At 64.5% G+C, this 26,595-nt stretch carries 33 protein-coding genes; 26 read left to right on the top strand and 7 right to left on the bottom strand.

All coding sequences use genetic code 11. The features are described 5' to 3' along the window. Positions 1-65 precede the first annotated feature (65 nt). Entirely contained in the window at positions 66-1,493 is a 1,428-nt protein-coding gene (locus AVE30378_RS18160; protein ID WP_129242264.1) for an NAD-dependent succinate-semialdehyde dehydrogenase, read from the bottom strand. A gap of 188 nt (positions 1,494-1,681) precedes the next feature. Here AVE30378_RS18160 and AVE30378_RS18165 point away from each other — a divergent pair, with 188 nt between their 5' ends. The 19 genes from AVE30378_RS18165 (at position 1,682) to rplQ (ending at position 11,853) form a co-directional block, all read left to right on the top strand. Beyond that, on the top strand, positions 1,682-2,446 hold the full coding sequence (locus AVE30378_RS18165) for an aspartyl/asparaginyl beta-hydroxylase domain-containing protein (RefSeq protein ID WP_129242265.1): 765 nt from the start codon (positions 1,682-1,684) through the stop codon (positions 2,444-2,446). A 358-nt stretch (positions 2,447-2,804) separates the two neighbouring features. Beyond that, positions 2,805-3,173 (top strand): 50S ribosomal protein L14, encoded by a 369-nt coding sequence (gene rplN, locus AVE30378_RS18170; RefSeq protein WP_006216531.1) that lies wholly within the window; start codon positions 2,805-2,807, stop codon positions 3,171-3,173. 11 nt (positions 3,174-3,184) lie between these two features. After that, positions 3,185-3,505 (top strand): 50S ribosomal protein L24, encoded by a 321-nt coding sequence (rplX, locus tag AVE30378_RS18175; protein ID WP_006389623.1) that lies wholly within the window; start codon positions 3,185-3,187, stop codon positions 3,503-3,505. A gap of 12 nt (positions 3,506-3,517) precedes the next feature. Then, positions 3,518-4,057, top strand: a complete 540-nt coding sequence (rplE, locus tag AVE30378_RS18180) for a 50S ribosomal protein L5 (RefSeq protein WP_043541565.1) — start codon at positions 3,518-3,520, stop codon at positions 4,055-4,057. A gap of 12 nt (positions 4,058-4,069) precedes the next feature. Further along, positions 4,070-4,375 carry a 30S ribosomal protein S14 gene (gene rpsN, locus AVE30378_RS18185; protein WP_006216527.1) on the top strand — a complete coding sequence of 102 codons (306 nt, stop codon included), beginning with the start codon at positions 4,070-4,072 and terminating at the stop codon, positions 4,373-4,375. Between the two features lie 10 nt (positions 4,376-4,385). Continuing rightward, on the top strand, positions 4,386-4,781 hold the full coding sequence (gene rpsH / locus AVE30378_RS18190) for a 30S ribosomal protein S8 (RefSeq protein WP_006392029.1): 396 nt from the start codon (positions 4,386-4,388) through the stop codon (positions 4,779-4,781). A 12-nt stretch (positions 4,782-4,793) separates the two neighbouring features. Then, a complete protein-coding gene (rplF, locus tag AVE30378_RS18195; protein WP_129242266.1) occupies positions 4,794-5,327 on the top strand; it encodes a 50S ribosomal protein L6 in 534 nt (177 codons plus the stop codon). Positions 5,328-5,348: 21 nt separating this feature from the next. After that, positions 5,349-5,714, top strand: coding sequence for a 50S ribosomal protein L18 (gene rplR / locus AVE30378_RS18200; protein ID WP_008168985.1), 366 nt, complete (start codon positions 5,349-5,351; stop codon positions 5,712-5,714). A 15-nt stretch (positions 5,715-5,729) separates the two neighbouring features. Continuing rightward, positions 5,730-6,251, top strand: coding sequence for a 30S ribosomal protein S5 (gene rpsE / locus AVE30378_RS18205; RefSeq protein WP_013397003.1), 522 nt, complete (start codon positions 5,730-5,732; stop codon positions 6,249-6,251). A gap of 3 nt (positions 6,252-6,254) precedes the next feature. Next, entirely contained in the window at positions 6,255-6,440 is a 186-nt protein-coding gene (gene rpmD / locus AVE30378_RS18210; protein WP_006216520.1) for a 50S ribosomal protein L30, read from the top strand. Between the two features lie 9 nt (positions 6,441-6,449). Beyond that, positions 6,450-6,890 (top strand): 50S ribosomal protein L15, encoded by a 441-nt coding sequence (gene rplO, locus AVE30378_RS18215; RefSeq protein WP_043541568.1) that lies wholly within the window; start codon positions 6,450-6,452, stop codon positions 6,888-6,890. Between the two features lie 14 nt (positions 6,891-6,904). After that, positions 6,905-8,230, top strand: coding sequence for a preprotein translocase subunit SecY (gene secY / locus AVE30378_RS18220; RefSeq protein ID WP_129242267.1), 1,326 nt, complete (start codon positions 6,905-6,907; stop codon positions 8,228-8,230). An 8-nt stretch (positions 8,231-8,238) separates the two neighbouring features. After that, entirely contained in the window at positions 8,239-8,457 is a 219-nt protein-coding gene (gene infA, locus AVE30378_RS18225) for a translation initiation factor IF-1 (protein ID WP_003806927.1), read from the top strand. Positions 8,458-8,491: 34 nt separating this feature from the next. Further along, entirely contained in the window at positions 8,492-8,605 is a 114-nt protein-coding gene (gene rpmJ / locus AVE30378_RS18230; protein ID WP_003806928.1) for a 50S ribosomal protein L36, read from the top strand. Between the two features lie 43 nt (positions 8,606-8,648). Beyond that, a complete protein-coding gene (gene rpsM, locus AVE30378_RS18235) occupies positions 8,649-9,014 on the top strand; it encodes a 30S ribosomal protein S13 (RefSeq protein WP_006216517.1) in 366 nt (121 codons plus the stop codon). 15 nt (positions 9,015-9,029) lie between these two features. Continuing rightward, complete coding sequence (rpsK, locus tag AVE30378_RS18240; protein WP_006216516.1) at positions 9,030-9,431, top strand: 30S ribosomal protein S11; 402 nt, start codon at positions 9,030-9,032, stop codon at positions 9,429-9,431. Between the two features lie 11 nt (positions 9,432-9,442). Beyond that, positions 9,443-10,066 (top strand): 30S ribosomal protein S4, encoded by a 624-nt coding sequence (gene rpsD, locus AVE30378_RS18245; protein ID WP_013397000.1) that lies wholly within the window; start codon positions 9,443-9,445, stop codon positions 10,064-10,066. Positions 10,067-10,283: 217 nt separating this feature from the next. Next, the gene (locus tag AVE30378_RS18250) at positions 10,284-11,270 is read left to right on the top strand and encodes a DNA-directed RNA polymerase subunit alpha (protein ID WP_006216514.1); all 987 of its coding nucleotides are present in this window, start codon (positions 10,284-10,286) and stop codon (positions 11,268-11,270) included. A gap of 187 nt (positions 11,271-11,457) precedes the next feature. Continuing rightward, a complete protein-coding gene (gene rplQ / locus AVE30378_RS18255) occupies positions 11,458-11,853 on the top strand; it encodes a 50S ribosomal protein L17 (protein ID WP_025136324.1) in 396 nt (131 codons plus the stop codon). Between the two features lie 102 nt (positions 11,854-11,955). Here rplQ and AVE30378_RS18260 read toward each other — a convergent pair whose 3' ends face one another. Continuing rightward, complete coding sequence (locus AVE30378_RS18260; RefSeq protein ID WP_129242268.1) at positions 11,956-12,393, bottom strand: HIT family protein; 438 nt, start codon at positions 12,391-12,393, stop codon at positions 11,956-11,958. A gap of 121 nt (positions 12,394-12,514) precedes the next feature. Here AVE30378_RS18260 and cutA point away from each other — a divergent pair, with 121 nt between their 5' ends. The 3 genes from cutA to AVE30378_RS18275 all read left to right on the top strand — a co-directional run bounded on the left by cutA (position 12,515) and on the right by AVE30378_RS18275 (position 15,839). Continuing rightward, complete coding sequence (gene cutA / locus AVE30378_RS18265; RefSeq protein ID WP_129242269.1) at positions 12,515-12,862, top strand: divalent-cation tolerance protein CutA; 348 nt, start codon at positions 12,515-12,517, stop codon at positions 12,860-12,862. Further along, positions 12,862-14,754: a protein-disulfide reductase DsbD gene (gene dsbD / locus AVE30378_RS18270; protein WP_129242270.1), complete on the top strand. Its 1,893-nt coding sequence runs from the start codon at positions 12,862-12,864 to the stop codon at positions 14,752-14,754. The genes cutA and dsbD overlap by 1 nt, the downstream gene beginning before the upstream one ends. Positions 14,755-14,954: 200 nt before the next feature. Beyond that, entirely contained in the window at positions 14,955-15,839 is an 885-nt protein-coding gene (locus AVE30378_RS18275; protein WP_129242338.1) for a DMT family transporter, read from the top strand. Positions 15,840-15,894: 55 nt separating this feature from the next. Here AVE30378_RS18275 and hemB read toward each other — a convergent pair whose 3' ends face one another. Continuing rightward, positions 15,895-16,911, bottom strand: a complete 1,017-nt coding sequence (gene hemB / locus AVE30378_RS18280; RefSeq protein WP_129242271.1) for a porphobilinogen synthase — start codon at positions 16,909-16,911, stop codon at positions 15,895-15,897. Then, complete coding sequence (gene yihA / locus AVE30378_RS18285; RefSeq protein WP_129242272.1) at positions 16,908-17,531, bottom strand: ribosome biogenesis GTP-binding protein YihA/YsxC; 624 nt, start codon at positions 17,529-17,531, stop codon at positions 16,908-16,910. Before yihA ends, hemB begins: the two co-directional genes overlap by 4 nt. A gap of 241 nt (positions 17,532-17,772) precedes the next feature. Here yihA and AVE30378_RS18290 point away from each other — a divergent pair, with 241 nt between their 5' ends. The 3 genes from AVE30378_RS18290 (at position 17,773) to ccsB (ending at position 22,048) form a co-directional block, all read left to right on the top strand. Further along, the gene (locus tag AVE30378_RS18290) at positions 17,773-18,474 is read left to right on the top strand and encodes a c-type cytochrome (RefSeq protein WP_129242339.1); all 702 of its coding nucleotides are present in this window, start codon (positions 17,773-17,775) and stop codon (positions 18,472-18,474) included. Between the two features lie 118 nt (positions 18,475-18,592). Then, a complete protein-coding gene (locus tag AVE30378_RS18295; protein ID WP_208742409.1) occupies positions 18,593-20,671 on the top strand; it encodes a cytochrome c biogenesis protein ResB in 2,079 nt (692 codons plus the stop codon). Positions 20,672-20,680: 9 nt separating this feature from the next. Further along, entirely contained in the window at positions 20,681-22,048 is a 1,368-nt protein-coding gene (gene ccsB, locus AVE30378_RS18300; protein WP_244235092.1) for a c-type cytochrome biogenesis protein CcsB, read from the top strand. Positions 22,049-22,117: 69 nt separating this feature from the next. Here ccsB and lysA read toward each other — a convergent pair whose 3' ends face one another. Next, entirely contained in the window at positions 22,118-23,410 is a 1,293-nt protein-coding gene (lysA, locus tag AVE30378_RS18305; RefSeq protein ID WP_129242273.1) for a diaminopimelate decarboxylase, read from the bottom strand. Continuing rightward, on the bottom strand, positions 23,407-23,667 hold the full coding sequence (gene lptM / locus AVE30378_RS33115; RefSeq protein ID WP_353851386.1) for an LPS translocon maturation chaperone LptM: 261 nt from the start codon (positions 23,665-23,667) through the stop codon (positions 23,407-23,409). Before lptM ends, lysA begins: the two co-directional genes overlap by 4 nt. Here lptM and cyaY point away from each other — a divergent pair. After that, on the top strand, positions 23,618-23,947 hold the full coding sequence (cyaY, locus tag AVE30378_RS18315) for an iron donor protein CyaY (RefSeq protein ID WP_129242275.1): 330 nt from the start codon (positions 23,618-23,620) through the stop codon (positions 23,945-23,947). The two genes, lptM and cyaY, sit on opposite strands and share 50 nt — an antisense overlap. An 86-nt stretch (positions 23,948-24,033) precedes the next feature. Here the strand turns inward: cyaY and AVE30378_RS18320 are convergent, their stop codons facing one another. Then, positions 24,034-26,481: a penicillin-binding protein 1A gene (locus AVE30378_RS18320; RefSeq protein ID WP_129242276.1), complete on the bottom strand. Its 2,448-nt coding sequence runs from the start codon at positions 26,479-26,481 to the stop codon at positions 24,034-24,036. Positions 26,482-26,595: the final 114 nt, after the last annotated feature.

Genomic DNA, 26,595 nt, shown 5'->3' on the forward strand with positions numbered 1-26,595 from the left:
GCCACCATCGCTGGTCGGCGCGGTTGATCGGGGCGCCCGGGGCTCCTATCCGATGCGCGGCGGGATCAGACGTGCGTGATGAACTTCGTGACCAGGTAGCCGTCGAACGTTTCCAGGCCGCCTTCGCTGCCGATGCCGCTATCCTTGATGCCGCCGAAGGGCGTCTCGGCCAGGGCGCTGCCGAAGTGGTTGATGTTGACCATGCCGGCTTCCAGGCCGTTGGAGACCTTGGTGGCGGTCTGCAGCGAGTTCGTGAACACGTACGACGACAGGCCGAAGGGCAGGCTGTTGGCGCGGCGCAGCACTTCATCGGTATCGGTGAAGCGGACCACGGGCGCGACCGGACCGAAGGGCTCTTCGGTCATCAGCATGGAGTTGTCGGGCAGGTCGGTCACGACCGTGGGGGCGAAGAAGAAGCCCTTGCGGTCCAGCGGGCCGCCGCCGACCACCACCTTGCCGCCGTGCTTCTTGGCGTCGTCGATGAAGGCGCTCATGGCGGGAACGCGGCGTTCATGCGCCAGCGGGCCCATGTCGGTGCCGTCTTCCAGGCCGTCGCCGACCTTGATGCTCTTCAGCACTTCGGAGAAGCGCGCGAGGAACTGCTCGTAGGCGCCGTTCTGCACGTAGAAGCGGGTGGGCGACACGCACACCTGGCCGGCGTTGCGGATCTTGAACTTGGCCAGCATGGTGGCGGCGCGGTCGATGTCGGCGTCGTCGAACACCAGCACGGGCGAATGGCCGCCCAGTTCCATGGTGACGCGCTTCATGTGGGCGCCGGCCAGGGCGGCCAGTTGCTTGCCCACCGGCACGGATCCCGTGAAGGACACCTTGCGCACGATCGGTGAACGGATCAGGTAGTCGGAGATCTTGGCGGGTTCGCCCCAGACGATGTTCAGGCAGCCCTTGGGCAGGCCGGCATCGTGGAACATGCGGGCGATCGCCATGACGGCGCTGGGCGAATCCTCGGGGCCCTTCAGCACCACCGTGCAGCCGGCGCCGATGGCGGCGGCGATCTTGCGGATGGCCTGGTTGTACGGGAAGTTCCAGGGCGTGAACGCGGCGCAGACGCCGATGGGTTCGCGCACGACGATCTGGCGCACGTCGGGGTTGCGCGGCGGGACCACGCGGCCGTAGATGCGGCGGCATTCCTCGGCGTGCCAGTCGGCATGCTCGGCGCAGGAGGTGACTTCGCCAACGGCTTCGGCCAGCGGCTTGCCCTGGTCCAGGGTCATGTTGCGTCCGATCTCCTTGGCGCGCTCGCGCGACAGCGTCGCGACCTTGCGCAGGATGGTGGAGCGCTCCATGGGAGAGGATTTCTTCCAGGATTCGAAGGCGCGCTGGGCGGCGGCCAGCGCGCGGTCCAGGTCGGCTTCGGTGGCGTGGGGCAACTGGCCGAGCACTTCCAGCGTGGCCGGGTTGATGACGTCCTGGGTGCGCCTACCCTCTCCGGCGACGAATTCGCCGTCGATATACAGCGCCAACTGTTCATACATGCCTGTCTTTCCTTGCGAAGTAGGAGTGGATAGCGATCGCATCGCCCATGCCAGTCTAAACCAGCTTGCGGGACGCGGGGAGGTCCAATAGCGGGCGGATCCTTGGAGCCAATCGGCGCCAAATCTTGCACGCGCGCCCCGGCATGGACAAAATGGTGCATCTTTGGCCGCCCACCCGATTCCCCATTGTGCAACCAGTCGATGCGCGTCCGTCCGGCAAGCCCAGCTTCTATTCGCGAGCCTTTTTCCGCTTCATAGACTGGCTGCGCCATCGCATCGCGCGGGCCTCGCTGGTGGGGGACAGACCCATTTTCCGGAACAGCCAGTTCCCCTGGGTGGCCGGACTCGAGGCGCAGGCGCCCGCCATCCGCGCCGAACTGGTGGAGCTGCTGTCCGAGCGGCAGCACCTGCCCGCCTTCCACGAGATTTCCCCCGACGTGGGCCAGATCACGTCGGACGACCAATGGAAGACCTTCGTGTTCATGGGCTACGGCCTGCGTTCCGACCGCAATCTGGCGCGCTGTCCCGCCACCGCCCGGGCGCTGGCGGGGATCCCGGGCATCCGCACGGCGTTCTTTTCCATCCTGGAAGCGGGCAAGCGGATCCCGCTGCACACCGGCCCCTACAATGGCGTCCTGCGCCTGCATCTGGGCCTGGTCGTGCCCGAGCCGGCCGAACGCTGCTGGATCGAGGTCGGAGGGGAACGCTACAACTGGCGGGAAGGGCAGGCCGTGGTGTTCGACGACCTCTACCCCCACCAGGTGCACAATGACACCGCGGGCGCGCGCGCCGTGCTGTTCGTGGATTTCGAGCGTCCCTGCCGGGCGCCGGTGCGCTGGCTGAACCGCCTGGTGCTGATGGCGGCGCCGTTCACGGACGAGATCCGGCGCGGCAAGGCCAACCATGACGCCTGGGAGCGCAACTACTACCGCGACAAAACGGGGGCGGATTAAAACGCCGGGAAACGGCCCTCGCGGGGAGTTTTCCACAGGCGCTGTCGCGTATTTGCTCACTATCTCAACAAAGGGCTTGCGCTCAAAATATAACCACGCTAGAATTGTCAGCTTTCCCAGATTGTCGATTGGCCAGGGATAAGCCCAGGCCAACGTGTTGGGGGAATACCCGCAGGATTTCAACCCAGGGTCGTTGCGTTGCCACCAGTTGCTGGTCTTTGGAGCGAAAGCTCGAGGCGCCAGCCACAAAAAGCAGGGCGGCTGACCTGACGGGACCAAAACTGGCAGGAATTGCAGAGTTCCCAAGGGGAAACCCCGGGAAAACCGTATTTCCAGTTAAGTTGGAACAGGAAAAATCATGATCCAAATGCAGACCACGCTGGACGTGGCCGATAACACTGGTGCGCGTCATGTCATGTGCATTAAGGTGCTCGGTGGCTCCAAGCGCCGTTATGCCGGTATCGGCGACATCATCAAGGTGAGCGTCAAAGATGCGGCTCCGCGCGGACGCGTCAAGAAAGGCGAAATTTACAATGCCGTGGTGGTTCGTACCGCCAAGGGCGTGCGCCGTAAAGACGGTTCGCTGATTCGTTTCGGTGGCAATGCCGCCGTGTTGCTCAACGCCAAGCTGGAGCCCATCGGCACCCGCATCTTCGGACCCGTGACGCGTGAACTGCGTACCGAGAAGTTCATGAAGATCGTGTCGCTGGCCCCGGAAGTGCTGTAAGGAGCCCTACGATGAACAACATTCGTAAAGGCGACGAAGTCATCGTCCTGACCGGCCGCGACAAGAAGCGTCGCGGTACCGTGCTGGCCCGCGTCGATGCCGACCACGTCCTGGTCGAAGGCGTCAACGTCGTCAAGAAACACGTGAAAGCCAACCCGATGGCCAACAACCCGGGCGGAATCGTCGAAAAGACCATGCCGATCCACATCTCGAATGTGGCGCTCTTCAACCCCGCTACCGGTCGTGGCGACCGCGTGGGCGTGCAGGAAGTCGAAGGTCGCAAGGTCCGCGTGTTCCGTTCCAATGGTGCCGTCGTCGGCGCCAAGGCGTAAGGGGCGATAGACATGTCTCGTTTGCAAGATCTCTACAAGAGCAAGGTCGCTGCCGACCTGCAGGCCAAGTTTGGCTACAAGAGCACGATGGAAGTGCCGCGCATCACCAAGATCACCCTGAACATGGGTGTCTCGGAAGCCGTCGCTGACAAGAAGGTCATCGAGCACGCCGTCTCGGACCTGACCAAGATCGCCGGCCAGAAGCCCGTCGTGACGAAGACCAAGAAGGCTATCGCCGGGTTCAAGATCCGCGAAAACTACCCGATTGGTTGCATGGTCACGCTGCGCGGCCAGCGCATGTACGAATTCCTGGATCGCCTGGTGGCGGTTGCGCTGCCTCGCGTGCGCGACTTCCGCGGCATCTCGGGTCGTGCTTTCGACGGCCGTGGCAACTACAACATCGGGGTGAAAGAGCAGATCATTTTCCCCGAAATCGAGTACGACAAGATCGACGCGCTGCGTGGGCTGAACATCAGCATCACCACCTCCGCCAAGACCGACGAAGAAGCCAAGGCGCTGTTGACGGCCTTCAGCTTCCCGTTCCGTAACTAAGGGGCTGATGACGTGGCTAAACTTTCCCTCATCAATCGCGACATCAAGCGCGCCAAGCTGGCTGACAAGTTCGCTGCCAAGCGCGCTGAGTTGAAGGCGATCATCGACGACCAGTCGAAGACCGACGAAGAACGTTACCAAGCTCGGCTCAAGCTGCAACAGCTGCCGCGCAATGCCAACCCGACGCGTCAACGTAACCGTTGCGTGGTCACCGGTCGTCCGCGCGGTGTGTTCCGCAAGTTCGGCCTGACGCGCCACAAACTGCGTGAAATGGCGATGAAGGGTGAAATCCCCGGCATCACCAAGGCTAGCTGGTAGGAGAAACAATATGAGCATGAGCGATCCCATCGCCGATATGCTGACCCGCATTCGCAATGCGCAGCAAGTGGACAAAGTTACGGTGAACATGCCCTCCTCGAAGCTGAAGGCGGCCATTGCCGCCGTGCTGAAGGACGAAGGCTACATCGACAGCTTTGAAATCAAGGGCACCCAGGCCAAGCCTGAGCTCGAGATCACCCTGAAGTACTACGCTGGCCGTCCGGTCATCGAGCGCATCGAACGCGTCTCGCGCCCCGGTCTGCGTATCTACAAGGGCCGTACCAGCATTCCTCAGGTCATGAACGGCCTGGGCGTGGCTATCGTTTCGACCTCGCGCGGCGTCATGACCGACCGTAAGGCTCGCGCCAACGGCGTCGGCGGCGAAGTGCTGTGCTACGTGGCCTAAGGAGAAATTCGAATGTCACGTATCGCTAAGTATCCGGTCGAACTGCCCAAGGGTGTCGAAGCTGACATCAAGCAGGATCAGATCATCGTCAAGGGCCCGCTGGGTTCCTTGACCCAAGCCCTGACTGGCGACGTCACGGTTGCGCTGGACGACGGCAAACTCACGTTTGTCGCCGCCAACGAAACCCGCCACGCCAACGCCATGTCGGGTACCGTGCGCGCGCTGGTGGCCAACATGGTCAACGGCGTGAGCAAGGGATTCGAGCGCAAGCTGAACCTGGTCGGCGTGGGTTACCGCGCCTCGGTTCAAGGCGACGCCGTTAAGCTGCAGCTCGGTTTCTCGCACGACGTTTTGCATCAGTTGCCGGCCGGCATCAAGGCCGAATGCCCCACCCAGACGGAAATCGTCATCAAGGGGTCCAACAAGCAAGTCGTCGGCCAGGTGGCCGCTGAAATCCGCGCGTACCGCGAACCCGAACCCTACAAGGGCAAGGGCGTGCGTTACTCGGACGAACGCGTCGTCATCAAAGAAACCAAGAAGAAATAACGGCGCACGCAAGGACGAATCATGGACAAAAAAGTTTCCCGTTTGCGTCGTGCGGTTCCGACCCGCCGGAAGATCAACGAGCTGCGCGTTCACCGCCTCTCGATTTTCCGCTCGAACCAGCACATCTACGCCAACATCATTTCGCCGGAAGGCGATCGCGTTCTGGTCAGCGCCTCGACGGTGGAAGCCGAAGTGCGTGCGCAACTGGCCGGCCAAACCGGACAGGGCGGCAACAAGGCCGCTGCTACGCTGGTCGGCAAGCGCGTGGCCGAAAAGGCCAAGGCTGCCGGTATTGAACTGGTCGCTTTCGATCGCTCGGGCTTTCGTTACCATGGCCGCGTGAAAGCGCTGGCCGATGCCGCGCGTGAAGCCGGCCTGAAGTTCTAAGCGAGGATCTGTCAAATGGCTAAAGTACAAGGCAAGAACGCCGCGGAAAAAGAGAACGATGACGGCCTCCGCGAAAAGATGATCGCGGTCAACCGCGTGAGCAAAGTGGTCAAGGGTGGTCGCACCATGAGCTTTGCCGCGCTGACCGTGGTTGGCGATGGCGATGGCCGCATCGGTATGGGTAAGGGCAAGGCGCGTGAAGTGCCGGTGTCCGTTCAGAAGGCTATGGAACAAGCCCGCCGCGGCATGTTCAAGGTCGCGCTGAAGAACGGCACGCTGCACCACACCGTGGTCGGCAAGCATGGCGCCGCTACCGTGCTGATCTCGCCGGCGGCTGAAGGTACCGGCGTTATCGCCGGCGGCCCGATGCGCGCTATTTTTGATGTGATGGGTGTGCGTAACGTGGTTGCCAAGAGCCTGGGCTCGAGCAACCCCTACAACATGGTTCGCGCCACGTTGAACGGCCTGCGCGCCTCCATGACCCCGGCTGATGTTGCTGCCAAGCGCGGCAAGTCGGTCGAAGAAATCCTGGGGTAAATCATGGCTCAGAAGCAGATCAAAGTGACCCTCGTGCGCTCGGTGATCGGTACCAAGCAATCGCACCGTGATACGGTTCGCGGTTTGGGCTTGGGCCGCATCAACAGCAGCCGCGTGCTGGTCGATACGCCCGAGGTGCGTGGGATGATCCGTAAGGTGGATTATCTCGTTTCCGTCTCGGAAGCCTAAGGAATCACCATGTCGGATATGCAACTTAATTCGCTGAAGCCCGCCGAGGGCAGCAAGCACGCCAAGCGCCGCGTCGGCCGTGGCATCGGTTCGGGTCTGGGCAAGACCGCCGGCCGTGGCCACAAGGGTCAGAAGTCGCGTTCGGGCGGTTTCCATAAGGTTGGCTTCGAAGGCGGCCAAATGCCGCTGCAGCGTCGCCTGCCCAAGCGTGGTTTCACCCCGCTCGGCCAGCACCTGTACGCCGAAGTCCGTCTGTCGGACCTGCAAGCCCTGCCCATCGACGAAGTCGACGTGCAAGTGCTGAAGGCCGCTGGCGTGATCGGCCAGGCGGTTCGTTACGCCAAGGTCATCAAGTCGGGTGAACTCTCGCGCAAGGTCGTGCTGAAGGGCATTACCGCGACGGCCGGCGCTCGCGCCGCCATCGAAGCCGCGGGCGGCTCGCTTGCCTGATCACGAGGTGACGAGTGGCTAACGCGCAGGCATTGGGCAAAACCGGAGGACGGTACGGCGATCTGAAGCGCCGTCTCGTTTTCCTGGTGCTCGCCTTGGTGGTTTACCGGTTGGGTACTCACATCCCGGTACCGGGCATCAACCCGGATGCGCTGGCGGACTTGTTCCGCCAGAACCAGGGCGGGATCCTCGGCCTGTTCAACATGTTCTCGGGCGGGGCGCTCTCGCGCTTCTCGATTTTTGCCCTGGGGATCATGCCGTACATTTCGGCATCCATCATCATGCAGCTAATGTCTGTGGTGGTGCCGTCGCTGGAAGCCCTCAAGAAAGAGGGCGAATCCGGCCGTCGGAAGATCACCCAATACACCCGCTACGGCACGGTCGTGCTGGCGCTGGTGCAGGCTGTGGGCATTTCGGTAGCGTTGGAGTCCCAGCAGGGACTGGTGATCGATCCGGGCATGCTGTTCCGCTTTACGACCGTCGTGACCCTGGTCACCGGCACCATGTTCGTCATGTGGCTGGGTGAGCAGATCACGGAGCGCGGTCTGGGCAACGGGATTTCCATCCTGATCTTCGCAGGTATCGTCGCAGGCTTGCCTGCCGCGCTGGCTGCACTGTTGGACCTGGTCCGCACCAACGCGATGTCCGTGCTGTCGGCACTGTTCATCGTGGCTCTGGTGGTGCTGGTTACCGCTTTTGTGGTGTTCGTGGAACGCGGACAGCGCAAGATCACGGTGAACTACGCCAAGCGTCAGGTCGGCAACAAGATCTACGGTGGCCAAAGCTCGCATTTGCCGCTGAAGCTGAACATGGCTGGGGTAATTCCGCCGATCTTCGCGTCGTCGATCATCCTGTTCCCGGCCACGATCACGAGCTGGTTCTCCAGCAGCGAGAACATGCGCTGGCTTAGTGACCTGGCTGCGGCCCTGTCGCCTCGTCAACCGCTCTACATCACGCTGTACTCGGTCGCGATCATTTTCTTCTGCTTTTTCTACACGGCTCTGGTGTTCAACAGCCGCGAAACGGCGGACAACCTGAAGAAGAGTGGTGCGTTTGTTCCGGGCATCCGTCCGGGCGAACAGACGGCGCGCTACATCGACAAGATCCTGATGCGTTTGACGCTCGCAGGTGCCATCTACATCACGTTGGTGTGCCTGTTGCCGGAATTCTTGGTGATGCGCTGGAACGTTCCCTTCTACTTCGGTGGTACGTCCCTGTTGATTATTGTGGTGGTGACGATGGATTTCATGGCGCAGGTCCAGGCCTACATGATGTCTCACCAGTACGACTCGCTGCTCAAGAAGGCTAACTTCAAGGGCTCGGGTTTGCCGATGCGGTAAGCAAAAGAATGTCCAAGGACGACGTCATTCAGATGCAAGGTGAGGTTCTTGAGAACCTCCCGAACGCGACATTTCGCGTCAAGCTCGAAAACGGCCACGTGGTGTTGGGCCATATTTCCGGCAAGATGCGTATGCATTACATCCGGATCCTGCCGGGTGACAAGGTCACAGTGGAGCTCACGCCCTATGATCTGACGCGAGCCAGGATTGTCTTCCGCTCCAAATAAGCGGAACCGGATTACGGAAAATTAGGAGTCAACCATGAAAGTAATGGCATCGGTTAAGCGGATCTGCCGCAACTGCAAAGTTATCAAACGTCACGGCGTGGTGCGCGTTATCTGCACCGACCCGCGTCACAAGCAGCGTCAAGGCTAACTCGGGTTAGCGACTACGCAACAGATTTATTCAAGGAATAGTCATGGCCCGTATTGCTGGCATTAACATCCCGCCGCAACAGCACGCCGAGATCGGCCTGACCGCCATTTTTGGCATCGGTCGTACGCGCGCTCGCAAAATCTGCGAAGCGGCAAACGTACCCTTTGACAAAAAGGTCAAGGATCTGAACGACGCTGAACTGGAACGCGTCCGCGAACATGTTGGTCTGTTCACGGTTGAAGGCGACCTGCGTCGTGAAGTACAGCTCTCGATCAAGCGTTTGATCGACCTGGGAACCTACCGCGGTATGCGTCACAAGCGCGGTTTGCCCGTGCGCGGCCAGCGCACTCGCACCAACGCCCGGACCCGCAAGGGCCCGCGTCGTGCTGCTGCGTCCCTGAAGAAATAATCGAGGAACTGGATTATGGCGAAAGCTTCCACCAGCGGCGCTTCGCGCGTGCGCAAAAAGGTCAAGAAGAACGTCTCGGACGGCATCGCGCACGTTCACGCTTCGTTCAACAACACCATCATCACCATCACCGACCGTCAGGGCAACGCGCTGTCGTGGGCCACGTCGGGCGGTGCTGGCTTCAAGGGCTCGCGTAAGTCGACCCCGTTCGCCGCGCAGGTCGCCGCTGAAACGGCTGGCCGCGTCGCGCTGGAGTACGGCATCAAGACGCTGGAAGTGCGTATCAAGGGCCCCGGCCCCGGCCGCGAATCGTCGGTCCGCGCTCTGAACGCGCTGGGCATCAAGATTTCGAGCATCGCCGACATCACGCCCGTTCCGCACAACGGCTGCCGTCCGCCGAAGCGTCGTCGTATCTAAAGGGAATCCACATGGCACGTTATATTGGACCCAAATGCAAGCTCTCGCGCCGCGAGGGTACTGACCTGTTCCTGAAGAGCGCCCGCCGCTCGCTGGATTCCAAGTGCAAGCTGGATTCCAAGCCTGGCCAACACGGCCGCACTTCGGGTGCCCGCACTTCCGACTACGGCCTGCAACTGCGCGAAAAGCAAAAGCTGAAGCGCATGTACGGCGTGCTGGAAAAGCAATTCCGCAAGTACTTCGCTGAAGCCGAGCGCCGCCGTGGCAACACGGGCGAAACGCTGATCCAGTTGCTGGAATCGCGCCTGGACAACGTCGTCTACCGCATGGGCTTCGGCTCGACGCGCGCCGAAGCTCGCCAACTGGTGAGCCACCGCGCCATCGAACTGAACGGCCACACCGCCGACATCGCTTCGATGCTGGTCAAGGCTGGCGACGTCGTGTCGATCCGCGAAAAGGCCAAGAAGCAAGGCCGCATCAAGGAATCGCTCGACCTGGCCACCAGCATCGGCATCCCCCAGTGGGTGGAAGTCGATACGACCAAGTTGACCGGTACGTTCAAGTCGGCCCCCGATCGCGCTGACGTCGCTCGCGACATCAACGAATCGATGGTCGTGGAACTGTACTCGCGTTAATCAGGCCTGCCGGCGCGTCCTTCGCGGATGCGCTGGCGAGCTGGTCTTCGCGATCCGTTTGCACGTCCCGCAGCAGCCCGCTTTCCGCCTTTTGGCGGGGCGGGCTTTGCGGTAAGTATCGGCCGGCGCTTTTCGCGCCGTCCATGTTTCAAGTTTCACCCTGTCCATCAGCCTTATCGGTGTAACGAGCCGAGGGTATTGAAAAGGAACACAGTAAATGTCCACTCAAGGTTTCCTGAAGCCGCGCTCCATTGAAGTCGAACCGGTCGGCACGCACCATGCCAAGATCGTGATGGAGCCGTTCGAGCGTGGCTACGGTCACACGCTGGGCAACGCCCTGCGCCGCATCCTGTTGTCTTCGATGACCGGCTACGCGCCGACCGAAGTCCAGATGACGGGCGTGGTGCACGAATACTCGACCATCCCGGGCGTCCGCGAAGATGTCGTCGACATCCTGCTGAACCTGAAGGGCGTGGTCTTCAAGCTGCACAACCGCGACGAAGTGACCCTGGTCCTGCGCAAGACCGGCGCGGGCACCGTGCTGGCCAGCGACATCGAACTGCCGCATGACGTCGAGATCATCAACCCCGGCCATGCCATCTGCAACCTGACGGACGCCGGCAAGCTGGAAATGCAGATCAAGGTTGAAAAGGGCCGCGGCTACGTGCCGGGCAACGTGCGCGCGCTGTCGGAAGACCGCACCCACACCATCGGCCGCATCGTTCTGGACGCGTCGTTCAGCCCGGTCCGCCGCGTGAGCTACGCCGTCGAAAGCGCCCGCGTGGAACAACGCACCGACCTGGACAAGCTGGTCCTGGACATCGAAACCAACGGCGTGATCTCGCCCGAGGAAGCGGTGCGCCAGTCGGCCCGCATCCTGATGGACCAGATCTCGGTCTTCGCCGCCCTGGAAGGCGCTGGCGATTCGTACGAAGCCCCGGTCCGCGGCACGCCGCAGATCGATCCGGTGCTGCTGCGCCCGGTCGACGACCTGGAACTGACCGTGCGTTCGGCCAACTGCCTGAAGGCCGAAAACATCTACTACATCGGCGACCTGATCCAGCGCACCGAAAACGAGCTGCTGAAGACCCCGAACCTGGGCCGCAAGTCGCTCAACGAGATCAAGGAAGTCTTGGCCGCACGCGGCCTGACGCTGGGCATGAAGCTCGAAAACTGGCCCCCCCTGGGTCTGGAGCGTCCCTAAGTCTTGAAAGGGGGCCATTCCTGGAAAGGGACGGCTCCCGCAAGCAGCCGGCCATGCGCCGGCCCGTTTGCGAAATCGTCGTAAAATGCACCGTTTTCTACCGGACCGCAGCCTGATCGCAGGCTGATAGAAGAGCCGGACAACCCGATGGCGGAAACGCCGTCTCTAGATTCAAAGGAAACTTATCATGCGTCACGGTAATGGCTTGCGTAAGCTCAACCGCACCAGCAGTCACCGTCTTGCCATGTTCCGCAACATGGCCGTTTCGTTGATCACCCACGAAGCCATCAAGACCACGCTGCCGAAGGCGAAAGAATTGCGCCGCGTCATCGAACCCCTGATCACGCTGGGTAAAGAACCCACCCTCGCGAACAAGCGTCTGGCTTTTGCCCGTCTGCGCGATCGCGACGCCGTGGTGAAGCTGTTCGCCGAAATCGGCCCGCGCTACGCGGCCCGCAACGGCGGCTACACCCGCGTGCTGAAGATGGGCTTCCGTCAAGGCGACAACGCTCCCATGGCTTTCATGGAGCTGGTCGACCGTCCGGAAGTCGATGAAGCCGCTGAGGACAGCGCTGCCGAATAAGTTTCGGCGGAGCGATAAGCGACAAGGGCGGGTCTTCGGACCCGCCCTTGTTTTTTTTCGCCCCCGGTTTGCCGCGGCGGCAGGCGCTTGGGGGCCCGCGCCTCAGGAGGTGTGCAGTTCCCCGCGCAGTTGCGCCGCGGTCGCCGCCAGCGCGTCGGGCGCGGCCTGGGGCGGCATCTTGAACGTCAGGTCCTGCTGCTCGATGTACTGGGTGGAGGTGACGTCCTGCGGATGATGCATGGGAATGACGTGTGCGTGCGCATGCGCCACGTGGATGCCGGTGAAGGCGAAGCCCACGCGGTCCACGCCGTACAGGCGCTTCATGTGGCGCCCCAGCTTCTGGCCGAGATTGAGGATGGTGCCCGCCAGGTCGGCCGGCATGTCCTCGTAATAGGGGTAATGCTGCTTCGGGATGATCAGCGTGTGCCCGGGCCGCACCGGCTGGATGTCGAGAAACGCCAGCAGGCGGTCGTCTTCGTGAACGATGTGCGCGGGGATCTCGTGGCGGGCGATGCGGCAGAACAGACAGTTATCGGACATGCGTGCCTCGGGGAAAACGGGTTGCATGGCGGCGCTTGCGGGCCCGGGGATCCGGGCGACGGCCGCAATACCGATAAAATACCCCGAGTTACGTCCTGTACGGGTATTCCAAGGAGGCATCATGTTGCGCGATGACGACGTTGTGCTGGTCATCAGCAATGCGCCCGACCTGCTCCTGGCCAAGCGGATCGCGCACGTCCTGGTCGAAGACGGGCTGGCCGCCTGCGTGAACCTTGGCGCGCCCGGCCTGTCCATCTACATGTGGAAAGGAGAGGTCGAAGGGGCCGAGGAAGTCCCCATCCACATCAAGACCACCTACGCGCGCCACCAGGCCGTTGTGCAGGCCCTGGCGCAGATGCATCCCTACGATGTGCCCGAGATCATCGTGCTGCCGGTCATCGGCGGCGCGGCGCCCTACCTGGACTGGGTGCGCGAACAGACGGCCGCCACGCAGAACAAGAGAGACTGATGTTGCAATTTGCCGGTATCGTCGGCGCGCCGGGGCACGAGCCCCGCGCGGTGCGCGCTTTCTTCGGGCGGAGCATCGCCCTGTTGGCCATGACGCTGCTGTTGCTGGGCTGGCAGACGGCCGCGCGCGCCGAGGCGGAATTCCTGGAGCCCGAGAAGGCCTTCGTGTTCAGCGCGGAGATGGTGGCGCCGGACATGCTGGAGATGCGCTACCGCGTCGCGCCCGGGTATTACATGTACCGCGAGCGCTTCGGTATCACGATCAGTCCCATCGGCGCCGCGACGCTGGGCGAAGCCGTCTATCCCAAGGGCGAGGTGAAGTACGACCCGACCTTCGAGAAGGACATGGAGGTCTTCCACCAGGACGTACGCATACGCGTGCCGATCGCCGCGGGCGGACAGCCGTTCACGCTGACCCTGACCGGCCAGGGCTGCGCGGATGCGGGCCTGTGCTATCCGCCCATGGACAGCAACGTCAAGCTCACCCCGGTCGAGGGCGGCTATGCGCTGGCCGGGCCGGCGGGCGCCGCGCCCGTCGAGGCGGGCAAGTCCGGCGGCCTGAGCGCGTTGGTCAATGCCGGCGATACCGGGCTGGCGGATGCGCTGGGCGGACTGGGCTGGGCCAAGACCGCCGGCGTGTTCCTGGTGCTGGGCCTGCTGCTGGCCTTCACGCCCTGCGTGCTGCCGATGATTCCCATCCTGTCGTCCATCGTGGTGGGCGGTTCGGCGCAAGCCCGGCCGAGCCGCAAGCGCGGCCTGGCGCTGGCTGCGACCTACGTGCTGGGCATGTCGGTCGTGTACACCGCGCTGGGCGTGGCGGCCGGCCTGAGCGGCGCCGGCCTGGCGGCCTGGCTGCAAACCCCCTGGATCCTGAGTCTCTTCGCCGTGCTGCTGGCGGTGCTGGCGCTGGCCATGTTCGACGCGTTCACCTTCCAGATGCCGTCGGGCATCCAGGCCCGGCTGTCGGAACGCGCGTCGCGCATTCCCGGGGGCCGCTACACCGGCGCGCTGGTGATGGGCGCCTTGTCCGCGCTTATCGTCGGGCCTTGCGTGGCCGCGCCGCTGGCCGGCGCGCTGCTCTACATCTCGCAGACCGGCGACGTGGTGCTGGGCGGGTCGGCGCTGTTCGCGATGGCGTGGGGGATGGGCGTTCCGCTGCTGATCGTGGGCGCGTCCTCGGGCGCCTTGCTGCCCAAGGCGGGCCCCTGGATGGACGGCGTGAAGCGCCTGTTCGGCATGCTGCTGCTGGCGACGGCATGGTGGATGCTGATCCCCGTGGTGCCGACCTGGGTGCAGATGACGGGCTGGGCTTTCCTGGCCGCGGTGTCCGCCGTGATGCTGCGCGCGTTCGACGCCTTGCCCGAGGGCGCGGGCGCCGCGCGCATGTTCGGCAAGGGAGTGGGCCTGCTGCTGGCCCTGGCGGCCGCCGCCTGGCTGGTGGGCGCGGCCAGCGGAGGCCGGGACGTCCTGCAGCCCTTGTCGCACCTGGCGGCGCGTTCCGACGCGTCCGCCGCCGCGGCGGGCGCTGGCGGCGAAGTGCGCTTTGCCCGCGTGCGCAACAATGCCGAGCTGGATGCCGTGCTGGCGCAAAGCCGCCAGCCGGTCATGCTGGATTTCTACGCGGACTGGTGCGTGTCGTGCCGCGAAATGGAGCGGTTCACCTTCACCGATCCCGGCGTCGCGCAACGCATGGCCGGCATGGTGCTGGTGCAGGCGGACGTGACCGCGAACAACGCCGACGACCGGGCATTGCTCAAGCGGTTCCGCCTGTTCGGCCCCCCGGGCATCATGTTCTTCGAGCCGGGAGGCAAGGAACTGCCCGATGCGCGCGTGGTGGGCTTCCAGGACGCGAAGCGCTTCACCGAGTCGCTGGACAAGGTGCTGATGCGCTGAGCGGAACCGGAGCGGAACTGTTGCGCGATCCCGGCGTGCGTGCGGCGTGCCTCGGCGCGCATTGAGTCCGCGCGCCAGGCACGCTACCATGTCCGCTGCGCCGCGTGGGCGGCGCGTCCAACCCCCTCAGGCCGGCGCCCGTGACGTCCCCTACCGTTGATGCGAGCCAGGACCGCGCAGGTCTTATCTATCTTCAATTGATGTTCGTCATGGCCACGTGGGGCCTGAACATCGTCTCGATCAAGTACCTGACGCTGCACATGGACATCCAGGCGCTGGCCGCCGTGAGGATCGTCATCGCCTTCTTCACCGTCACCCTCATCATCAAGGCCCGCGGCGGCCGCGTCCCCAAGCTGGGCCGCGCGGAGCTGGGCTGGGTCGCGCTGGCGGGGTTCCTGGTGGTGTACGCGCACCAGGTGGCGCTGGTGTCGGGCCTGAGGTTTTCGTCGGCCGCCAACGGCACGCTCATCATGGCCACGAGCCCGTTGCTGTCCGCGCTGCTCGCCGCCCTGTTCTATCGCGAAAGACTGACGCTGGTGCGCATTTCGGGAGCGCTGCTGGGGCTGTTCGGGGTCGGGATGGTGGTGGCCGGCAGCGGCGCGCGGTTCGGCCTGACGGGCTGGGGCGACGCCATCGTGTTCCTGGCCGTGCTGGTGTTCGTGTGCGGCGGATTGGTCATCCAGCGCATGTCGCGGGTGATGGATCCGCTGGGGATGCTCTGGTACATGTACCTGGCGGGCGGCCTGATGCTGGTCGCGCATGCGGCGCTGACGCCGGCGTCCTACCAGGCCGGCACGTGGCAGATGGCGTGGTGGCCGTGGCTGGTCCTGCTGTTCTCGGCCGTGATCGCCTCGGGGGTCAGCAACATCGTGTGGAACGCCGGCATCGCCAGGCTGGGCATCAGCCGCGCGGCCCTGTTCGTGAACTGGCTGCCCATCTTCGGCCTGCTGTTCGCGGCCCTGTTCCTGGAAGAGCACGTTACGCCCACGCATGTCGCGGGGCTGGCCTGCGTGCTGGGGGGAACGTGGCTGGGCTTACGCCGGACCGCGCCGCCGGCGCGCGGCGAGGCGGCCGCGAAGTGCTGATGCCCGCACGCGCCGCGGGTGCAGCCTTGAAGGCGGCCCGCAGCGTGCGGCGGGATCAGCGCTGGCTTTTCAGCAGCTTCGCGGCTTCGATCGCGAAGTACGTCAGGATGCCGTCGGCGCCCGCGCGCTTGAACGCCAGCAACGCTTCCATCATGACCTTGTCGTGGTCCAGCCAGCCATTGGCGGCGGCCGCCTTGATCATCGCGTATTCGCCGCTGACCTGGTAGGCGAACGTCGGCACGCGGAAGGTGTCCTTGACGCGGCGCAGCACGTCCAGGTACGGCATGCCGGGCTTGACCATCACCATGTCGGCGCCTTCCTGGAGGTCGGCGGCGACTTCGCGCAGTGCTTCGTCCAGGTTGCCCGGATCCATCTGGTAGGCCATTTTGTTGGACTTGCCCAGGTTGGTCGCGGAGCCCACGGCATCGCGGAACGGGCCGTAGAACGCGCTGGCGTACTTGGCCGAGTAAGCCATGATCTGCGTGTGGATGTGGCCGTTGGCTTCCAGCGCGCGGCGCACGGCGCCGATGCGGCCGTCCATCATGTCGCTGGGGGCGACCATGTCGACGCCGGCCTCGGCCTGCGTGAGCGCTTGCTTGACCAGGATCTCGACCGTGGGTTCGTTCACCACGTAGCCGTTCTCGTCGATGACGCCGTCCTGGCCGTGGCTGGTGTACGGGTCCAGCGCCACGTCGCACAGGATGCCGAGCTCGGGGACCTGCTTCTTCAGTTCGCGCACCACGCGCGGGATCAGGCCGTCGGGGTTGGTGGCTTCGATGCCGTCGGGTGTCTTGAGCGAGGGATCGATGGCGGGGAACAGCGCCAGCACTGGGATGCCCAGTTCCACGCATTCCTTGGCCACCGGCAGCAGCGTATCCAGCGAATAGCGGACCACGCCGGGCAGGGACGGCACCGCCTGCCGCAGGCCCGAGCCTTCCGCCACGAACACGGGGTAGATCAGATCGTTGACCGTCAGGGCGTTCTCGCGGACCAGGCGGCGGGTGAAGTCGTCGCGGCGCAGGCGGCGCGGGCGGGATACCGGGAATTCAGGGGAAATGATCTGCGGGTTCATGGTACGACCTTGGGAGAAATCCAGTTTTCAATGTGCGCGCCGGCCTCTTCCAGCCCGATGCGTTCGGGCGCCGAGAAGGGCACGGTGTGCAGGGCGCCGATATCGGCCAGGTCCTTGCGCACGGAGAAGACGGTGCGCATGCGCTGGCCGTAGGGCAGCTTGTCGGCCTTGGTCAGGAGCGCCAGCACCGGGCGTCCGGTGGGGGCGATGAAATTGGCGAGGCGGCGGTCCAGTTCGGTGACGCCGCGGCGGATGTCGATGAGCAGCACGACGCCGACCAATGATTCGCGGTCGCGCAGATAGCCGCCGAGGATGTCGGCCCATTTTTCCTTTTCGTCGCGCGCCACGGACGCGTAGCCGTAGCCAGGCAGGTCGACGAGAAAGCCGATGTGGCCTTCCGGATCCAGGGGGTCGGGCAAGCCGAACATATTGATCAAGCGCGTGCGGCCCGGCGTCTTGCTGGAGAACGCAAGACGGCGCTGGTTGCACAGCACGTTGATGGCCGTGGATTTGCCGGCGTTGGAGCGGCCGACAAAGCAGACCTCGGGAGCGCCGGCGGCCGGCAACTGGTCGAGGCGAGCCGCGGAAGTGAAGAAGGAGGCGCGATGTAGGAGGGACACGGATGGCTTCGGATACGGTTGGTTTCGAGCCCTATTGTATAATCCGGCGTTTGCAACAGTGGTCCCCGTGCGCGGAGCCGTCTTTTTTGCTTACTGGCCAGCTTGCTGAAGTCTGATCCGGCAAGTTCGCAGCAACATCGCAGGCAGGGTAGGCAAAACAGGTTCGTTACGGTATTCCAGGGTGTGCGGGCAGGCGTGGGCGCCTTTTTGCGCCTTGATCGATGCGATCGTCGAGGTCTTCATGAAGCGTGTGCTGTCCCGGATGTTGGTTGCGAGCGGGCTGTTGCTCGGCGCCTCCGCCCTATCTACTACGAGTTTCGCCGCCGAAGGCGCCGCGGGCCCGGTAAAACCAGATGCCGCCAAGGGTGGGCAACTGTTTGACCAGGGCGATGTGGCCAGAGGCATCATCGCCTGTGCGTCCTGTCATGGCGCGGCGGGTAATAGCACCATACCGCTGAACCCCAACCTGGCCGCGCAGCCGCACGAATACTTGGCCAAGCAGTTGGCCGACTTCCAGGTGAAGGCTGGCGCGAAGGTGCCGGTGCGCAACGGCCCCGAAGGCAACCCGACCGCGATGACGGCCATGGCGCAGAACCTGACGCCCGCCGACATGCAGAACATCGCGCTGTACCTGGCGCAGCAGCCCCTCAAGGAGCCGGCCACGGCGGGCCATGAGAAGCTGGTTGATCTAGGTCAAAAAATCTGGCGCGGCGGTTTGCCCGAACGCAATGTCCCCGCGTGCGCGGCATGCCATTCTGCCAATGGCGCGGGCATGCCCGCGCAGTACCCCCGTCTGTCGGGCCAGTTCCCGACGTACATCGAAGAGCAGCTAAAGCTTTTCCGCAGCGGCGACCGCAAGAACGACATCATGTTCGCCATTGCCGACCGCATGTCGGATGCCGATATCAAGGCGGTGTCGGATTACGCTGCCGGTTTGCGCTAGGCGGCTTGCCCGCAACGTGCGCGGCCGGTCCGCGTTCTGCAACCGAGCGTAGCGGAACCTCGTTCCGCCGCGCGCTGTCTATGAGGGGGGTAGCCGATAGCGCGGCCCCCCTTTTTTCATGAATTCGACCCGAACACACTCCCGACCCTCCCTGCGCGCCCTGCCCGGCGATTTCTTCGAATTGCTGGGCTCGATGCGCTTCGCCGTCAGCCTGCTGATGTTCATCTGCGTGGCGAGCCTGGTGGGGACGGTGTTGCAGCAGAACCGTTCATCCAGCAACTACATCGACCAGTTCGGCCCGTTCTGGTACGAGGTGTTCGACAAGTTCTCGATCTGGCACGTCTACAACAGTTGGTGGTTCCTGCTGATCATGGGGTTCTTGGTCGTGTCGACCTCGGTCTGCCTGATCCGCAACGCGCCCAAGATGCTGCGCGACGCGCGCTCGTTCCGCGAGCATGTGCGCGTCAGCAGTCTGCGCGCCTTCCCGCACCGCGTGGAAACGGAGGCGCCCGCCGGCGTGCCGCAGACCGTGGCCGGCCTGAAGGCCCTGCTGGGCAAGCTGGGGTACGCCGTGCGCGAACGCCAGGACCAGGACGGCGTGCTGCTGGCGGCCAAGAAGGGCAGCGCGAACCGCCTCGGCTACGTGTTCGCCCACGCGGCCATGGTCATCATCTGCATCGGCGGCCTGCTGGACAGCGAACTGCCCGTGCGCCTGCAGGTCATGTTCGGCGGCAAGAAGCCCATCGTCGAGAACATGCTGATATCCGAAGTGCCGGAAAGCGGGCGCCTGTCGGTCAACAACCCGAGCTTCCGCGCCAGCGTGCTGGTGCCCGAGGGCGGGCAGGCCAGCACGGCGGTCGTGATGGTGGGCGACGGCGCCCTGGTGCAGCCGATGCCTTTCACGCTGAAGCTCAAGAAGTTCGTGGTCGATTACTACTCCACCGGCATGCCCAGCCGCTTCCTCAGCGAAGTGGAGGTCACCGATCCCGACACCGGCAAGACCTTCGATTCCACCATCGAGGTCAACGAGCCGCTGCGCTTCAAGGGCATGACCGTCTACCAATCCAGTTTCGACGACGGCGGCAGCACGGTTGTGCTGAAAGGCTATCCGCTGGTAGGTTCCGATCCCGCGCCTTTCGCGGTTGACGGCACGGTGGGCAAGAAAACCGAAGTAACCGCTCACACGGCGTCTGGCCCGCGCGGCATGGGGATCGAGATCACGGCCTTGCGGCCGATCAACGTCGAGGACCTGACCCGCGGCGAGCCCAAGGGGGCCAACCAGAGCTTCGCCGACCACGTGGCGTCGGTGTCCGGCAGCGCCGCGGGCAAGAAGAACGAAAACCTGCGCAACGTCGGGCCCAGCATCGAATACAAGCTGATCGACGATGCCGGCCAGGCCCACGAGTTCCAGAACTACATGCTGCCCGTCGAACTGGACGGGGCCAGCGTGTTCCTGGCGGGCGTGCGCAACAACGCGTCCGAGCCGTTCCGCTACCTGCGCATTCCCGCGGACGAGGACAGCTCGATCGCCGAGTTCATGCGCCTGCGCGCCACCCTGGCCGATCCGGCGGCGCGCCAGGAGGCGGCCCGCCGCTTCGCGGAACGCAACAGCCCATCGGGGACGGATCGCCAGCCCTTGCAGACGGCCGCGGAGCGCGCGCTGGACACCTTCGCATCCGGCGGCCTGCAAGCGGTGGCGGCATTTCTCCAGGCCAATACGCCTTCCCAGGACCTGGAACGGGCGGCCGACGTGGTGATCCGCCTGATCGGCGCCAGCATGAACGAACTGCGCGCCATCGAGCGCGAACGGGCGGGTCTGCCCCCCGCGGCCGCCGAAGGGCCGGACGGCGAGCGCGCCGCGGTGTGGTCGCGCCTGGCCGTGGCGGCGCTGTCGGACCTGACGGTGTATCCGGCGCCGGTATTCCTGTCGCTGGCGGACTTCAATCATGTGCAGGCCAGCGTATTCCAGGTCAGCCGCACGCCCGGCAAGAACACCGTGTACCTGGGCAGCCTCCTGCTGGTCCTGGGCGTTTTCGCGATGTTCTATATTCGAGACCGCCGCATCTGGATCTGGGTCAAGCCGCAAGACGGCGGCAGCAGTGTCCTGGCGGCCATGACGTCCCAGAAGCGTACACTGGACTTCAACCAGGAGTTCGAACGCTTCAAGCAGGCGCTGCTGCGCCAGAAGAGGTCTTAAGGTTCCCCTATGTCCACGACGACCACCACGCATCCCTCGCCGCCGGAAACGCTGACCGCGACGCCGGACCTGCTCTGGCAGGACAGCCTGTCCGAAACCGGCGACAACCGCGCGCAGCGCGGCAAGCCCGACTGGACCGACATCGTCTTCTTCCTGTTGCTGGCGGTGGGCGCCGCCTTCGCGCTGACCCGCTACAGCGGCGCGATGGACTACTACGAAAAGATCATCCTGTGCGGCACCGTGCCGGCGCTGGCCTGGATGGGCTGGCTGTGGCGCCCGCTGCGCCGCCTGATGGTGGCCTGTGCCATCGCGGCCGGGCTGGCCCTGGTGCTGTATGGCAACGACCTGGCCCGCGCCGAACAGGTGTTCTTCCTGAAGTACCTGTTCTCGTCGCAATCCGCCATTCTGTGGATGTGCGCGCTGTTCGCGCTGGCCACGGTCTGCTACTGGATCGGGGTCTTCAGCCCCACCGCCGCCTGGCTGGGCACGGCGCTGACCTGGGGCGCGGTGTTCGCCGGCGTCACGGGCCTGCTGGTGCGCTGGCGCGAGGGGCACCTGATGGGGCCGGACCTGGGCCACATCCCGGTCAGCAACCTGTACGAAGTATTCGTGCTTTTTTCGCTGATCACGGCGCTGTTCTACCTGTATTACGAACGCAAGTACGCCACGCGCGCCCTGGGCGGCTTCGTGCTGCTGGTGGTGACGTCCGCCGTCGTGTTCCTGCTCTGGTATTCGTTCACGCGCGATGCGGGGCAGATCCAGCCGCTGGTGCCGGCGCTCAAGAGCTGGTGGATGAAGCTGCACGTGCCGGCCAATTTCATCGGCTACGGCACGTTCTCGCTGGCGGCCATGGTGGGCTTCGCCTACCTGATCAAGCAGCACGGGCAGACCACGTCCTGGGCCAAGCTGGCGCCGCTGTTCGTGCTGGGCGTGCTGCTGTGCGCCGAGCCCATGGTGTTCCGCACCGACGGCCTGTCGGCCACCTGGATGCTGTATTTCGGCGTGGGAGCCGTGATCGTGGGCGCCATCCTGCTGGGGCGCCGCCGCATCGCCGCGGCGCTGCCGTCGCTGGAGGTGCTGGACGACATCATGTACCGCGCCATCGCGATCGGCTTCGCGTTCTTCACGGTCGCCACCATCCTGGGCGCGCTGTGGGCGGCCGACGCCTGGGGCGCCTACTGGCAATGGGACCCGAAAGAGACCTGGGCGCTGATCGTCTGGCTCAATTATGCGGCCTGGCTGCACATGCGCCTGCTCAAGGGGCTACGCGGCACCATGGCGGCCTATTGGGCGCTGATGGGGCTGCTGATCACGGGCTTCGCCTTCCTGGGAGTGAACATGTTCCTGTCGGGGCTGCATTCCTACGGCGAACTGTGACCGCATTGCCGCGGGCATGACGAAAAAGGCCCCAAGGGGCCTTTTTTCGTTTCGGGGCCGCCGGGCGGTTCAGGGCAGGGTGGATTCGCCCTTGAGCAGATCGTCCAGGGTTTCGCGCCGGCGCACCACGTAGTATTTGTCCCCGTCGACCATGACTTCGGCCGCGCGCGGGCGGGCGTTGTAATTGCTGGCCATGGCCATGCTGTAGGCCCCCGCGGATTCCACCGCCAGCAGGTCGCCCTGCTCGATGGCCAGCTTGCGCTGCCTGGCCAGCCAGTCGGCGCTTTCGCAGACCGGGCCCACGATGTCGTAGAGGGTTTCTTCGCCGGCGCGGGGATGCACGGCGCGCACGCCGTGGTAGGCCTCGTACAGGGCGGGGCGCAGCAGGTCGTTCATGGCCGCGTCCACGATCGCGAAATTGCGCGCTTCGGCGTGCTTGAGGTACTGGACCGTCGTGAGCAGCACGCCGGCGTTGCCGACGAGCGAGCGCCCGGGTTCCAGCACGAGGTGCAGATGCCCCAGGCCGCGCGCTTCCAGGCGTTCGAAGACCCGGTCGATCAGGGCTTTGGGCGAAGGCGGGGTCTCGTCCGTGTAGCGGATGCCCAGGCCGCCTCCCAGGTCCAGATGGCGGATCCCGATGCCGTCCCGGGCCAGCCTTTCGATCAGGTCCAGCAGTTTCTCGAGCGCGTCGAAATAGGGGCTGATGTCGGTGAGCTGCGAACCGATATGGCAGTCCACGCCCACGATTTCCAGGGCCGGCAGCGATTGGGCGAGGCGGTAGACGTCCGGCGCCGATTCGATGGCGATGCCGAACTTGTTTTCTTTCAGGCCGGTGGAAATGTACGGATGGGTCTGCGCGTCCACGTCCGGGTTCACCCGAAGCGAGACGGGCGCGCGCGCGCCCATGTCCTGGGCGACTTCCGACAGCCGGCGCAATTCGGCTTCGGACTCCACGTTGAAGCACTTGACCTTGGCCGCGAGCGCATCGCGCATTTCCCAGGCCTGCTTGCCCACGCCCGAGAACACGATTCTCGACGGATCGGCGCCCGCCGCCAGGGCGCGCTTGAGTTCGCCGCCGGAAACGATGTCGAACCCCGCGCCCAGGCGGGCGAATTCCTTCAGGACGGCCAGGTTGGAGTTGGCCTTCATGCCGTAGCAGACCAGCACGGGGCGTTGCCTGACGGCGCTGCGGTAGGATTCCCAGGCGGCCTTGAGCGCGGCGCGCGAATAGACGTACAGCGGCGTGCCCAGCCGGTCGGCCAGGTGGTCGAGCGGCACGTCCTCGGCGTACAGGACATTGTTGCGGAACTGGAAGTACGGGTGTCCGGCCAGTTCAGGCTGCGCGGGGAATCGAGAGGTCATAGAATCGGAGGTGTCGGCGGTATCGGCACCGTTTGCTGCTGCGAGTCGGGAGGCGGCTTGCCGTCCGGCGTCGGCATGTACAACGGCCCCTTGTACCCGCAGGCCGCAACCATGCCGGTCGTCACTAGCGTGGCTACAATGCGAAGAGCCATGCGGCTGAATGCCAATTGGAACACTGGGAACTCCGTAATTCTTGCAGGCTCGATTATGACCGAAACCGAATTTCTTGCGTTGATCGACCAGGTGCTGGACAGCATCGAAAGCCAGGCCGATGACTGGGCGGCTTCGCTTGACGTCGATGTTGAAACCAGCCGCAGCGGCAATGTGCTGACTATGGTCTTCGAAGACAATACCCACGTCGTGGTGAACAGCCAGGCCGTCATGCAGGAGCTGTGGGTCGCGGCGCGCAGCGGGGGTTTCCACTACCGCTACGACGGCCTGCACTGGAACGACACCCGGGGCGGTCCGCAATTGCCGGACGCCCTGTCGCAAATCTGCTCCGCCGCGGCGGGCGTTCCCGTGACGATACGCCTGTAGGCGCCGCGGAGCACGCCTCAGGGCTTTGTGGCTCAAAAAAAAGGCCGGCCCGAATTTTTCGGGCCGGCCTTTTTTTCGCTTTGGCGTCAGAAGGGGATCTTCTGCGACCAGGGGGGGCTGCTTTGCGTGCCCACGCCCGGCGCGACCTTGATGCGGGTTTCCTCGCTGGTGCTGCCGTTCAGGCCGTTGAGGAACTCGCCCAGCGTGTCGGCCTCGGGCAGGCCCAGGCGCGCGACGGCTTGTCCGGGCGGGAATTCCGAGAAGTAGAACTCGCCGTTTTCGACGATGAGGCCGTCGGGACGGGGGCGGGGTTTCTCTTCGGGCACGCCCTTGAGCACGTCCTGCATGTAGTCGACCCAGATCGGCATGGCGACGCCGCCGCCGGTTTCGCGCGAGCCCAGCGACTTGGGCTGGTCGAAGCCCAGCCAAGCGGTGGCGACCAGCGACGGGGTGTAGCCGGAGAACCACGCGTCCACGGATTCGTTGGTGGTGCCCGTCTTGCCGGCGATGTCGTTGCGCTTGAGCAGGACGCGCGCGCGGGCGGCGGTGCCGTAGGTGGCCACGCCGCGCAGGATGTCGTCCATGACCCAGGCGGTGCGCGGATCGATGGCGCGCGCCGCGGCGTCGCCCGCCACCACCGGCTTGGACTGCATGATGACCTTGCCGCCGCTGTCGGTGACGCGGTCGATCAGGTAGGGCGTGACGCGGTAGCCGCCGTTGGCGAACACCGAGAAGGCGCCGGCCAACTGCAGCGGGGTCACCGAGCCCGCGCCCAGCGCCAGCGGCAGCACGGCCGGCTGGCGGGCCTTGTCGAAGCCGAAGCGGGTCAGGTAGTCCTGCGCGTATTGCGGGCCGATGGCCTGCAGGATACGGATCGACACCATGTTCTTGGATTTGTACAGGCCCTGGCGCAGCGTCAGCATGGGTTCGTACTGGTTGCCGTAGTTCTTTGGGTTCCAGGCCTTGGAGCCGGTCTGCGCGGCCGTCAGTTCGAACGGCTGGTCCGAGATCTGCGTGCCCGGCGTCAGGCCGCGTTCCAGCGAGGCCGCGTAGATGAACGGCTTGATGTTCGAGCCCGGCTGGCGCCACGCCTGCGTCACGCGGTTGAAGTTGCCGCGGTAGAAGTCGAAACCGCCCACCATGGCGCGGATGGCGCCGTCCTGCGGCGACAGCGCCACGAAGGCGGCCTGCACCGACGGCAGGTTGATGATTTCCCAGTTATCGCCGAACTTGCGGATGTAGACCACGGAGCCGCGCTTGATGCGCTGCTCGGGCTTGGCCTTGTCGTTCAGCGCGCGCGCCACCACGCCCAGCACCTTCTTGTCGGTGACGGTGATGATCTCGCGCGAGCTGCGGGCCAGCTTCACTTCCGTGGGGCTGGCCGACAGCACCAGCGCGGTCAGCAGGTCGCCGCTGTCGCTGAACTTGTCGAACACCCCGTCCAGGAAGTCGTCGAGCGCCTGCGGGTTGTTTTCGGTGCCCGCGGGCAGGTCCAGTTGTTCCTCGGGGCCGGGGTAGGGCGCGCGGCGCGTGTATTCCAGCACCCCTTCGCGCACGGCGCGATAGGCCGCTTCCTGGTCCTTGGACTGCACCGTGGTGTAGATGTTGATCCCGCGCGAATAGACGTTGTCCTGGTACACGTTGAACAGCAACTGGCGCGCCAGTTCGGCCACGTATTCGCCATGGATGGAGTAGCCGCCGGCCGGCGTGCCTTCGGCCGACTTCATGACGATAGGTTGCGCCATCGCCTGCTTGTACTCGGGTTCGGTCAGGTAGCCCAGGGAGTGCATGCGGCCCAGCACGTAGCGCTGGCGGAGTTCGGCGCGGGGGCGGTTCGAGATCGGGTTGAAGCGCGAGGGGGCCTTGGGGATGCCCGCCAGCATGGCGGCTTCGGCGGGGGTCACTTCGGACAGGGGCTTGCCGAAGTAGGTGCGCGAGGCGGCCGCGAAGCCGTAGGCGCGGTGGCCCAGGTAGATCTGGTTCATGTAGAGCTCGAGGATCTGGTCCTTGGTGAGCTCGGATTCGATTTTGAAGGTCAGCAGCAGTTCGTAGAACTTGCGCGAATAGGTTTTTTCCGACGACAGGTAGAAGTTGCGCGCCACCTGCATCGTGATCGTGCTGGCGCCCTGCGTCTTCGACATGTTGATCAGGTTGGTCAGGCCCGCCCGCACCACGCCGGTCCAGTCGATCCCGCCGTGCTGGTAGAAGCGGTCGTCCTCGGCCGCCAGCACCGCGGACTTCATTACGTCCGGGATTTCGTTGAAGCGCAGCACGTTGCGGCGCTCTTCGCCGAATTCGCCGATCAGGACGCGATCCGCCGTGTAGACGCGCAGCGGCACCCGCGGACGGTAGTCCGTCATCGCGTTCAAGTCCGGCAGATTGGGCCAGGCCAGCGCCAGCGCCATTCCCGCGAGCAGGACGCCGCACAGGAAGAGGCCGGCACAGAAGATGCCGGTCTTGACGAAGAATCGCAGTATCGGGGAGCCGCTCTTTGCGGGCTTGTCTTTCTTGGAGGAATTCTGGGGCTTGCTCATCGCGGCGATTTTACGGGTATCTCCGGTTCGGGCTTGCTGCGGGGAACCGGTATCTGTAACAAAATTGCTCAGTGTGGTGCGCGGGCAACTGGCGGCAAATGTGATAATGCCGGC

The sequence above is a fragment of the Achromobacter veterisilvae genome (genome assembly GCF_900496975.1).
Taxonomy (GTDB): Bacteria; Pseudomonadota; Gammaproteobacteria; order Burkholderiales; family Burkholderiaceae_B; genus Achromobacter; species Achromobacter veterisilvae.

Bases quoted from the DNA above. Each gene is read 5' to 3' on its own strand.
- rpmD (WP_006216520.1), top strand. From the start codon at position 6,255: ATGGCTCAGAAGCAGATCAAAGTGACCCTCGTGCGCTCGGTGATCGGT.
- infA (WP_003806927.1), top strand. From the start codon at position 8,239: ATGTCCAAGGACGACGTCATTCAGATGCAAGGTGAGGTTCTTGAGAAC.
- rpsE (WP_013397003.1), top strand. From the start codon at position 5,730: ATGGCTAAAGTACAAGGCAAGAACGCCGCGGAAAAAGAGAACGATGAC.
- rplF (WP_129242266.1), top strand. From the start codon at position 4,794: ATGTCACGTATCGCTAAGTATCCGGTCGAACTGCCCAAGGGTGTCGAA.
- rpmJ (WP_003806928.1), top strand. From the start codon at position 8,492: ATGAAAGTAATGGCATCGGTTAAGCGGATCTGCCGCAACTGCAAAGTT.
- lptM (WP_353851386.1), bottom strand. From the start codon at position 23,667: ATGCTGTCCAGCACCTGGTCGATCAACGCAAGAAATTCGGTTTCGGTC.
- cyaY (WP_129242275.1), top strand. From the start codon at position 23,618: ATGACCGAAACCGAATTTCTTGCGTTGATCGACCAGGTGCTGGACAGC.
- AVE30378_RS18295 (WP_208742409.1), top strand. From the start codon at position 18,593: ATGAATTCGACCCGAACACACTCCCGACCCTCCCTGCGCGCCCTGCCC.
- ccsB (WP_244235092.1), top strand. From the start codon at position 20,681: ATGTCCACGACGACCACCACGCATCCCTCGCCGCCGGAAACGCTGACC.
- AVE30378_RS18250 (WP_006216514.1), top strand. From the start codon at position 10,284: ATGTCCACTCAAGGTTTCCTGAAGCCGCGCTCCATTGAAGTCGAACCG.
- rpsD (WP_013397000.1), top strand. From the start codon at position 9,443: ATGGCACGTTATATTGGACCCAAATGCAAGCTCTCGCGCCGCGAGGGT.
- rplR (WP_008168985.1), top strand. From the start codon at position 5,349: ATGGACAAAAAAGTTTCCCGTTTGCGTCGTGCGGTTCCGACCCGCCGG.
- rplN (WP_006216531.1), top strand. From the start codon at position 2,805: ATGATCCAAATGCAGACCACGCTGGACGTGGCCGATAACACTGGTGCG.
- rplX (WP_006389623.1), top strand. From the start codon at position 3,185: ATGAACAACATTCGTAAAGGCGACGAAGTCATCGTCCTGACCGGCCGC.
- rplQ (WP_025136324.1), top strand. From the start codon at position 11,458: ATGCGTCACGGTAATGGCTTGCGTAAGCTCAACCGCACCAGCAGTCAC.
- lysA (WP_129242273.1), bottom strand. From the start codon at position 23,410: ATGACCTCTCGATTCCCCGCGCAGCCTGAACTGGCCGGACACCCGTAC.
- AVE30378_RS18320 (WP_129242276.1), bottom strand. From the start codon at position 26,481: ATGAGCAAGCCCCAGAATTCCTCCAAGAAAGACAAGCCCGCAAAGAGC.
- cutA (WP_129242269.1), top strand. From the start codon at position 12,515: ATGTTGCGCGATGACGACGTTGTGCTGGTCATCAGCAATGCGCCCGAC.
- rpsK (WP_006216516.1), top strand. From the start codon at position 9,030: ATGGCGAAAGCTTCCACCAGCGGCGCTTCGCGCGTGCGCAAAAAGGTC.
- rpsH (WP_006392029.1), top strand. From the start codon at position 4,386: ATGAGCATGAGCGATCCCATCGCCGATATGCTGACCCGCATTCGCAAT.
- rplE (WP_043541565.1), top strand. From the start codon at position 3,518: ATGTCTCGTTTGCAAGATCTCTACAAGAGCAAGGTCGCTGCCGACCTG.
- AVE30378_RS18275 (WP_129242338.1), top strand. From the start codon at position 14,955: ATGTTCGTCATGGCCACGTGGGGCCTGAACATCGTCTCGATCAAGTAC.
- rpsM (WP_006216517.1), top strand. From the start codon at position 8,649: ATGGCCCGTATTGCTGGCATTAACATCCCGCCGCAACAGCACGCCGAG.
- rplO (WP_043541568.1), top strand. From the start codon at position 6,450: ATGTCGGATATGCAACTTAATTCGCTGAAGCCCGCCGAGGGCAGCAAG.
- dsbD (WP_129242270.1), top strand. From the start codon at position 12,862: ATGTTGCAATTTGCCGGTATCGTCGGCGCGCCGGGGCACGAGCCCCGC.
- AVE30378_RS18260 (WP_129242268.1), bottom strand. From the start codon at position 12,393: ATGTCCGATAACTGTCTGTTCTGCCGCATCGCCCGCCACGAGATCCCC.
- hemB (WP_129242271.1), bottom strand. From the start codon at position 16,911: ATGAACCCGCAGATCATTTCCCCTGAATTCCCGGTATCCCGCCCGCGC.
- AVE30378_RS18290 (WP_129242339.1), top strand. From the start codon at position 17,773: ATGAAGCGTGTGCTGTCCCGGATGTTGGTTGCGAGCGGGCTGTTGCTC.
- AVE30378_RS18160 (WP_129242264.1), bottom strand. From the start codon at position 1,493: ATGTATGAACAGTTGGCGCTGTATATCGACGGCGAATTCGTCGCCGGA.